The organism is Microcoleus sp. K5-D4, from assembly GCF_036704575.1.
In the GTDB taxonomy this organism is placed as follows: domain Bacteria; phylum Cyanobacteriota; class Cyanobacteriia; order Cyanobacteriales; family Microcoleaceae; genus Microcoleus.
The window spans coordinates 26,111-35,831 of the sequence record NZ_JAUBSD010000082.1; the positions used below are offsets into that span (position 1 = coordinate 26,111).

Here is a 9,721-nt window from a genome sequence, read left to right on the forward strand (position 1 = left end):
ATTGGGGAACTTGAACCACACGCTTGAGAGTGGGCTGTGTGCTTGCAGACCACGCAGATTTATTTATAGAATTGAGTTGTTCGCTGCAAGTTTTCCGCCTCGCCCCAAACCTAGTGGCCCAAAACTATTATACTCTTACCAATCTTGCCACTCAACTCTATTTTAATTTACAACCTTTGGCAGGGGAATAGCAAGATGGTATTACTACTAAACTACAATAATTACCGTTGATTTACAAAATACGAGCTGAGATTGTGTTCGGTTAATGACCCGCAATTAGCGCCTATTTGTATTGAGCAATGCAAGTTTTTTCTTGAGCAAGTAACCAAGACTTGCATTCTTTGCTACAAATTTAATTACCAACTTAGTTATGGTTGTCTAACCGGACACAATTTAACTCAGTTGAGTCGCTCAATTTGTCTGCGGTTTGGGCAGCACAACTGTAAACACGCTGCCTTGACCGACATTACTGCTAATAGCAATCTCACCGTTAAAAGGTTTTAAAAGTTCAATACAAGTATAAAGTCCTAAACCTGTTCCTGTCGGTTCGCCTTCGGTTTTTTCCTCACCTTTAGGCGGCTTGGAGGTGTAAAAAGGGTCAAAAACTTTTGGCAAATCGTCAGATGATATGCCGCATCCCGTATCTGCAATATCCATGTATATGTTCGAGTCATCTTGCCGAGTCACGATAGTTATTTCTCTGCTTTTCTTTTCCCACATAGCATCCATTGCATTATTGATTAAATTATAAAATACTTGAGAAAGATAGGAATAAATTAATGGAATACTAGCAATTTCTTCGTCATAAAAGTATTTTTTTCTAATCTTATTTTTAAAATACAGGTTGCCTTCCAATAGCTGAATTTCTCGCTGCACTAAATCGTTGATATTCACCGGGTGCAAATCTTGCTTTTGCTCGTTTCGGCTTTTCATCATCAGAGTATCCATGATCTGATTGATTTTTGTGACTGCTTGAAAAATATATTTAGTATAGTTAAACAGAGAGTCTTCTTGAAGTTGTGTGGCTTTTGTTTCAATCAAATCGACGCTAGTCTGGATCACTTGCAGCGGACTTTTGAGATTGTGAACCATGCCCTGAGTCAAACGTCCGATGATGGCTGTTTTTTCCTGGTTTATTAATTGCTTGGTTTTTTGTTCAACAAGTCTTTCCAGGTTTTGGTTGAGGTGGGCAAGTTCGAGGTTTTTTTCTTCGAGTTTTTTTTGCAAGCTGCGGATTGTCAAGTGGGTTTGAATCCGGCTCAAAACTTCTTCGTGCTGGAAAGGCTTAGTGATGTAGTCAACGGCTCCTGTCTGAAAGCCTTTTACTTTATCCGGCGTATCGGAAAGGGCGCTCATAAATATGATGGGAATATCTTGCGTTGACAGGTCTGCTTTCAAACGTCGGCAAGTTTCAAAACCGTCAATTCCTGGCATCATGATATCCAAAAGAATCAAGTCTGGATGGATGTAGTCAATTTGCTCGATCGCACTTTCGCCGTCTAGAGCCACTAATACTTTAAACCCGTAATTCCTTAACAACTCGAAAAGTACGTCCAGATTTGTTTGGTTATCATCGACAATTAGTATGATGCTTCTTTCGGAATTCTTATCGTTCATATTCAAGGGAAACATTCAAATTTTTGATTTTTGAGTTGTGGGTTGTGAGGTTAAATGGGATTCAATGAATTTTTGGCGGCTCTAGAAACCCGGTTGCTTCCTAGAGGCTTCTATTTGCAATAACCCTTTGAGGAGCCGGCTGCGAGTCCGGGCCGCCCAAGCAAATTAAGTTGTCGCTTCGCGGGAGGCCAGAACACCTAATTGAGAATGGTACTCTGGGCCCGAGATTTAACTGATTTTGAGTTGTCTGTTAGCTACCGTCAATTTTAGGACAAATGTTGCTTCAAAAAATCTCGAATTTGCTTGAGCTGAAATCCTTTAGCAAGTTGGCGCAGGTGATGAACGAAAAGCCCTAATGTCGGGTCAGAATGTTCGAGTTTAGCAGTTTCTTCCAAAATAGCTTCAATATCGCCCATTGCAGCCAATCTTAACAACGCCAAGACTGACTCTGAGGCAGGAGACACCATCGTTGAGTCAGCAGCAGCAATCTCAGAAGATGCTTTTGCAGTTTGATCTGTCCGCTTTTTGGTTTGTGATCCTTCTTCGTAAACCCATTCTAGTCTCAAATGCAGGCGCAATAATTCTAAAAGCTCATTAGTTTGAATCGGTTTGGTGAGAAAATTATCGCAACCTGCAAGTATGCTCTCTTGCTTGGTAGTCTCGTAAACGTTAGCGGACAAAGCAAGGATAACCGTATCTTTTAATTCCGGCAACTGTCGCAGCCGCCTGGTAGCTTCCCAACCGTTCATTACCGGCATCAGCAAATCCATTAAAATTATATCCGGTAGAAATTCCTGTGCTTTGTGCAAGCAGTCTTCGCCGTCTGTAGCTTCTGCAATTTCAAAGCCTAAATGAAAAAGCAGCCTGTGCAACATGGCGCGATTTACTTCGTGATCGTCCACGATTAGCACTTTCCGCTGAGGGCCGATAAAACCTACAAGCCGGCTTTTTTCTTGGCGGGAGGGGAGTTCCGAACACTGGGCGACTGCTGGCAAGTCTAGATCCAACCAAAATATGCTGCCTTTGCCGCAGCTACTTTGGACGCGAATTTGGCTGCCCATCATTTTGACTAATTTTTGGCTGATGGAAAGTCCCAGTCCGGTACCTTCGACGAAATTGTTATGATCGCCCACTTGATGAAAAGGCAAAAATATTTCTTCTAATTTATTCTGCCCGATGCCAATGCCGGTATCTTCGATTTGAAAGCGAATTTTATGGGTAGGGGTACGGCCGGTATTGTCTGCTATTATCCCCTCGGGCGCTTCTGTTGTTCCTAGCGGCGGGTTAGACATTTGCTGCGCGTCTAAATTAGCGGTCAAATTGATTATTTGAGGGGCAATTTCCGCTGTCAAACTAGAATTTTTGCCGTTGGTTGGAGGATAATTAGCCGGGAAATTTTCTGCATAACCGACTTTGAATGTAACGCTGCCGCTGTTCGTAAACTTAACGGCATTGCTGAGCAAATTAATCAAAACTTGACGCAACCTTTTTTCGTCGGCCAAAATGCCGTCTGGAAGCGCTGAAACCTGCTCATAATTAAAAGCAATTCCTTTTTGAGCTGAGCGCATCTGGAACAAATCAATAATACCTTTCAAAAAACTGGAAAAATGCACGTTTGTCAGCGACAGATCCATTTTACTAGCTTCGATTTTTGAGAGGTCTAAAACATCATTAATCAGCATCAGCAGGTGGTTGCCGCACTGGTGAATGTTGTTAAGACTTTCCTGTTGATCGGCGGTAAAGTTTTTATCGACTTTGAGCAGTTGAATGTATCCCAAAATCCCGTTCAAAGGCGTCCGCAATTCGTGGCTCATGTTGGCGAGAAAGTCGCTTTTAGCGCGGTTGGCGGATTCGGCGGCTTCTTTAGCTAATTGCAGGGCGGCTTCTGCAAGTTTGCGATCGGCAATTTCGGTTTGTGCTTGCTCAAAGAGCATCGATTGCTGAATGGCGATCGCCAACTGCACCCCCAATTGTTTTAGGCACTCTCCCTCCAATTGCTGCCAGGGACGCGGGCCCGTGCAGTGGTGGGCAATTAACAGCCCCCACAAGTTTTCGCCTTGCAAAATCGGCACTACCAGATTCGCTCTCACATCGAGCCGAGTCAACAAACCCAAGTGGCAGTCGGCCAGCCCGGCATTTTGAACATCTTCTATGGCTCTAATTCTGCCCTCTTGGTAAAGAGGAACGTAGGCTGACCCGAAACAGGGGTCATAAATTTCCATTCCTACAATTGGTCGGACATTTTCGGCAACCGACTCGACAGCGATAAACCCGCTCCAATCCGGATTAAATTGGTAAATAATAGTACGGTCTACTTGCAAAAAATGTCGCACTTCTTCGACACTTTTGGTAAGAATTTCTTCAAGATTGAGAGAAGATCTAATGCGTTCCAGCATGGCTACTGCCAACTGTTCGCGCTTTAACTTTTGCCGCAAAATCAGCTCTGATTCTTTGCGTTTTGTGATATCGGTAATCACTGCAATTAAGCCGATGTAATTTCCATTAATATCTTGAATACTGTCGGCTCGCACCAGAGCAGTTACTGCTTCGCCGCTCTTAGTGTGCAGGGAAGCTTCGCCAGACCAAGAGCGACCTTGGCGAAGGCTTTTATAGATTTGTTTGTAATTTTTATGCCGGACATAAAGCGCGGTCATATCGCCAATATCATTGAGTTCTTCCACTGTGTAGCCGTAGCGCTGAATGAAGGCTTGATTGTGGTAAATAGACCGCCCTTTCAAGTCGGCAATCACGATCGCATCGCTGGTACTTTCGACGGCTTGAGTGACCTTGAGTAAAGCTAATTCTGCTGCTTTGCGATCGCTAATATCCGTCATCGAACCCACCATCCGCAGAGGGTTTCCGGCTTGATCCCAAACGGCTTGAGCGCGGGCGAGCACCCACTTATAGCTACCGTCTTTACACTGCAAGCGGTATTCGGCGGCGTAATTGGGGGTTTGGCGATCGAGATAACCTTGGATCGCTGCTTGGACTCGTGAGCGATCGTCTGGATGGATGCGATCGATCCATGCGCTGTAGTTGCTGTCGATGTCGCCGTCTGTGTAACCGATAATTTCTTGCCAGCGGGCCGATCGAAAAGCTTCATTTGTTTGAAGATTCAGATCCCAAATTCCGTCTTGATTGCCTTTGAGAACTAACTGCCAGCGTTCTTCACTTTTACGCAATTCTTCTTCGGCTTGTTTGCGCTGAATATGATCGCCCAATTGAGTCGCTACAGCCTTGACCAACTCTACTATACGCGGTTCCATAATTGAGCGGTCGCGCTTGCAGAATACTAAAACTGCTAGCACCTTTGAGCTAGCGTGAATTGGCACTCCGAAACAAGCTTTCAATCCGACTGATGCCGCCATTTGCGCTCGGGCAAAAAGATGATTTGTGGCTAGAGAAATATCTTCAATCCATTCTACCTTGCTGGTTGACCAAATGCGTCCAGGTACTGCCACTCCGGCGGCGAATCTAATTTTTTTACTTTCGCGTCCGAACGTATCTAAATCGCGCTCGCTAGCGTACCAAGTTTCGCTGTGTTCCAAAAAAGTACCGTTAGCAGTCGGTATCCAAGCTTCCGCAAAATTCCAGCCGATCGCATTGCACAGCAACCGCAAAATATCTGGGAGGGCGCTGTGAAAATCTGCAAATTGACTAATGGCTTGAGTTGCTGCCAGCAACAGCTTTATTTCATCTTCTGCTTGCTTGCTTTCTGTAATATCAGTTGCCGTGCCGAGAATTTGTTTTAACTTACCGTCTGCTGTTTTTGCAAATACAGTATCTCGGCTGACCATCCAGCGCCAAGAACCATCCTTGTGCCTAATTCGGTATTCAATTTCAAAGATATCCCCTTCGCTGCCTGTTTCAACTTGCTGTAAATAATCAGGCATTTTAATTGAATCTTGGGGGTGGATTAAAGTTGACATCATCCACGGTTCCATTGCCTGAATCTCCTCTACTTTATAGCCAAGAATGTGGTATATAGAAGCGTTTCCATAGATATTTTTTTTTTCAATTAAGTCACAAACATACAAAATATTAGGACTTGCCCCTGCAATTTGTTGAATGAATCGCTGGCTCTCTCGCAGTGCTGCTTCTGCTTGTTTCCTTTGGGAAATATCGCGAACAACGCAAATAGTTTCTCCGCCGGCTAGCATTGTCAGCGATACATCTAAAGGAACCTTCGAGCCGTCGCGGCGGCATCCTACTGCTTCGGTCATGTACCAACCTTTCTGCACTAAAGTAGGCACAACTTCTTGCTCAAACCTTTGCAGTTCTGCACCTTCGTAGCATACTTTCCAACTTTTGCCTAACAGTTCTTCGAGAGAGTCGTAACCGTAGATTTTTAGTCGGGCTGCGTTGCAATAAATCAAAAGTCCGTCGGTATCGATTATGGCTATACCTTCGGAAGCGGCAGCCATTGCCGCTGCTTGCCTGTGGAGTTTTGACTCAAAACGTTTGCGATTGGTGATGTCGCGGACGATCGCGATAATTTCGTCATCCGTGCAGAAAACAATTCGCGCTTCAAAATCGTAGAGTTCATCATTAACGGGCATTTGATATTCTACAACTTGAATCTCGCCCGTGGCGATCGCTTGTTGATTGCCCGACAAGATTTTTTCAGCAAAAGCCGCCGGCAATATGTCTTGTGCTTTTTTGCCAATTAGTGTTTTTTGTGGGATGATTTTCTCGAAATTTTTGGCAGGCTTGAAGTCTACAAAAGTGCCGTCTGCCCGACAGCGAAATATCATGTCTGGTATCGCATTTAAAAGAGCGCGGTTAGTGGCTTCGCTCTTACGCAATTCAGCTTCAGCTTGCTTGCTAAATGTAACGTCGCGGGCAACTGCGTAAATCAAACCTTCTTCTGCAAACGGCGATGCTGTCCACGACAGCCATTTATAAGTACCATCTTGGCAAAGATAGCGGTTTTCTAAGCTAATAACGGGGTGGCTTTTTTTAAGTTTTTCTAACTCCGCTACAGTAATTTCTAGGTCTTCTGGATGGACGAATTCTATCAAAGGTTTGGCTAAGATTTCATCACTGCTATAACCTAATACATTTGACCAAGCGGGGTTTAAGCGTTTAAAATACCCATCAAAACCTGCAATGCAAAGTAAATCCAGCGAGAGATTAAAAAATCGATCACGGTCTTGCTGGGTTTGTTTCAATTCGGTAACATCCATCACCAAACCGTCCCAAACTATATCACCGTTGGCTTGCCTTTCTGGCTTCGACGCGCCTTGCAGCCATTTCACTCGATCTCCCATAACTTGCCGCCACTGGTGTTGCCAAGCTTGCTGAGTCGCCGCCGAAGTTGCGATCGATCGCTGCAAGTCTGAGATGTCGTCTGGGTGAACTGTTGCAAAAGCCAAAGTGGCATTTTCTTCTATTTGTTCTGGTTTTAAATTGTAGATCTGCAAACTGCCAGAAGAAACGTAAGTGAAAGATATTTTACCATCTACATAAAGCCGATATTGATAAATCATTCCCGGCACGTTGTCGGTCATTATTTGAAATCGAGCTTCGCTTTCCTGCAAGGCAATTTGCTGGCGTTTGTATTCGGTAACATCTCGCATTGTTCCGACCAACATTTTACGACCGTCGGCTTTGTTAAAAACTGTTTTCTTGGTAGATATAATGCGTTCTTTTCCGCCGCGATCGGTAAAATTTTCTTCTGTTTCCTGAGAAAGACTTCTTTGCAATACTTGCTCGTCTTGTTGCCAAAAAAAAGCCGCTTGATCTGGGGGGAAAAAATCGTATCCTGACTTGCCAATCAGTTCCGATCGCCTTTTTCCTATCAAATTGCAAAAAGCATCGTTTAATACGATCCATCTGTGCTGCTCATCTTTAACAAAAATCGGGTCAGGAGTCGAATTAATCGTGTGATTTAAAAACTCTTCTGATGCTTTTAATTGAGCTTCGTAACGGTAGCGATCGCTCACGTCCAAGACTACTTTAATCAGGCGGTCTATCGAGCCGTCTTGGGCGCGAATACAGCGCAGGGAAACTCTAGTATAAACTGTTTTTTCGTCTTTTCGGCGCCACCTTTGGTCTAAAACATAGCCTTCACTCTCCCCTGCCAAAATTTTATTTAACTGCTCTAAACTCGACTGCAAGTCTTCAGGAAAAACCCACCTCTCCCAATTCTCATGCCAAAAATCCTGGCGATCGTATCCCAGCAAATCGCACAAAGCATCGTTTACTTCCAACCACTCGCATTTTTCGGGTGCTGAGGGGCAACTCGGAGGAGCCAGAATGGCAATGCCGACGAGAGAATTCTCGACTACCGAGCGATATTTTTCTTCGCTTTTTCGTAAAGCTTCTTGGTTGTGCTGTCGCTCGACTGCATAACGAAGCGATCTAATTAACACTTCGCTGTCAATTTTTCGCTTGACTAGATAATCTTGAGCTCCGGCTTGGATTGACTGCACGGCAAGCTCTTCATCGTTGCGGGCAGTCAGTACGACAATCGGAGTATTTAGGCTATATTCTTGTATTTTGACAATTGTATTTAAGTCTTGGCTGTCGGGCAGCGAAAGATCTAGTAAAATCACATCAAAATGTTCGCTGACCAAAAGTTGCTGCGCTTTGCTGAGACGGTCTGTACAACTTACTGATAGCCTCTGGGGTTCGGCTCTACTGAGGTTTGTTTCTAATAATAATTCTTCAATCAGATCGGCTTCTGCTTGATTGTCTTCGACCAGAAGAACTTTAAAGCCGTTTCGCTTTGCGGGTGGGCTCAAAACTGATATCATATACCTTGTTTTTTGTCATAAGGCAGTTTAGCCAACTATTATAGCATATAAAGAATTGTATAGCCACAAATCCCGCCGTTCCCAGTTAAAAACTCTTTGGTTCAACAATTACAATGCACTTTATCTCAGATGTTGAACGGTTCTCAAGAACGGGCTTTCCGGCCCATTTCACCAAGAGTAAATTTTCTTGGGAGGGGTTCTTCTAACCAGCCCTTAAAAGGCTTCTTGAAAATGGTACAATATCTGATATCTATGCGATTGTGTTTTTCCTCTAAGTAGGCTAACGCCATCAGGGGGAAATTTTTTAAGGTTTTTAGAAGCTGGGTTTCAGGAGGAAACTAAGCTGCTTAGTATTTTTTTGGGCGATCGCCCCTGTGACACGATTTTAGATTTTAGATGTAGTCCACCGATGAATCGGGGAGGTTGAACTAGAATCTAAAATTTTGGGCGACTCACGACTCCTGTCGGAAAATAAGTATCGGTTTTTGGGCGGGTTCAGCCGATCGCGCGATCGAACCCCACCCTTTGTTGCCCTTGGATTCCGCTACCAACACAATCCGAGCGATATCATTACTCACAAGTTAAGCTAAAAGCACTATTGTCAATGAGTCAAATTACTCATCTTTTACCTGTTGACCCAATTAAAATATGACTCAATTTGTTCCTTTATTGTTGAAAAAAAATTGTTCGGGACTTCTTTGAGTTCCCGGGAAAGGAGAAATAATTAGCCTGACATGAGGTTTTCGCTGTCGCTTAACAATCCCTAAATCTTGATTTTTATCGGCGGCAAAATACTTAACTAAGTCCGAAGCTAATCCTTTTTGATAGGCAACAGAGAAATGATACATACCCCGATAAATCATTTCTAATGAAATCCGTTCAATTGGTACTCCTAATTCATCGGCAACTGCATCTCCTAAATCTACTAAAACCGCATAAAATAGCCAAGTCCCCCAGATTTGGAGCTTGATTCCGTTTAATGAACCTGTCCATAAATAGCTCAGATTTAATAATCTTTTTACTGTAGAAAATGCCTCTTCTATTCGCCAGCGTCTGTGATATAAATCTGCTACTACATAGGGGGGCAATATTTCAGGTTCTCGGACACTTGTCAGATAAGAACGCCAGGAAGTCTTGGAGCGAATTTGTACTAATCTTATAGTCAAGGCTGGTGTCTTTTTTGTCCCTGCACCTATTTTAATTATCTGGTCTTTGATATCATAGGTATTTGTTAATACCCGCTCTACCTGATAAGATGCACCTTTCTTGATTCGAGTGATAAATCCAATTTCTTGAGAAATGAGTTTTGACCAAAAAGCGAAGTGATAGAAGCCTCGATCCAATAA

At 43.7% G+C, this 9,721-nt stretch carries 5 protein-coding genes; 1 reads left to right on the plus strand and 4 read right to left on the minus strand.

Going from position 1 to position 9,721, the window contains the following annotated elements; translation table 11 throughout:
* Positions 1 to 38 precede the first annotated feature (38 nt).
* Positions 39 to 191, plus strand: a complete 153-nt coding sequence (locus tag QUA77_RS22210) for a hypothetical protein (RefSeq protein ID WP_333452536.1) — start codon at positions 39 to 41, stop codon at positions 189 to 191.
* Positions 192 to 411: 220 nt separating this feature from the next.
* On the opposite strand, the gene QUA77_RS22215 is transcribed toward QUA77_RS22210, so the two are convergent.
* The 4 genes from QUA77_RS22215 to QUA77_RS22230 all read right to left on the minus strand — a co-directional run.
* Complete coding sequence (locus tag QUA77_RS22215; RefSeq protein WP_333041389.1) at positions 412 to 1,632, minus strand: hybrid sensor histidine kinase/response regulator; 1,221 nt, start codon at positions 1,630 to 1,632, stop codon at positions 412 to 414.
* A 251-nt stretch (positions 1,633 to 1,883) separates the two neighbouring features.
* Positions 1,884 to 8,375, minus strand: coding sequence for a PAS domain S-box protein (locus tag QUA77_RS22220; protein WP_333452538.1), 6,492 nt, complete (start codon positions 8,373 to 8,375; stop codon positions 1,884 to 1,886).
* Positions 8,376 to 8,827: 452 nt separating this feature from the next.
* Positions 8,828 to 8,953 carry a hypothetical protein gene (locus tag QUA77_RS22225; protein WP_333452540.1) on the minus strand — a complete coding sequence of 42 codons (126 nt, stop codon included), beginning with the start codon at positions 8,951 to 8,953 and terminating at the stop codon, positions 8,828 to 8,830.
* A 75-nt stretch (positions 8,954 to 9,028) separates the two neighbouring features.
* The coding region (locus tag QUA77_RS22230; RefSeq protein ID WP_333452542.1) for a transposase at positions 9,029 to 9,721 on the minus strand (693 nt) is incomplete at its 5' end.

Coding starts and splice junctions, on each gene's coding strand:
- QUA77_RS22215 (WP_333041389.1), bottom strand. CDS start 1,632: ATGTTTCCCTTGAATATGAACGATAAGAATTCCGAAAGAAGCATCATA.
- QUA77_RS22220 (WP_333452538.1), bottom strand. CDS start 8,375: ATGATATCAGTTTTGAGCCCACCCGCAAAGCGAAACGGCTTTAAAGTT.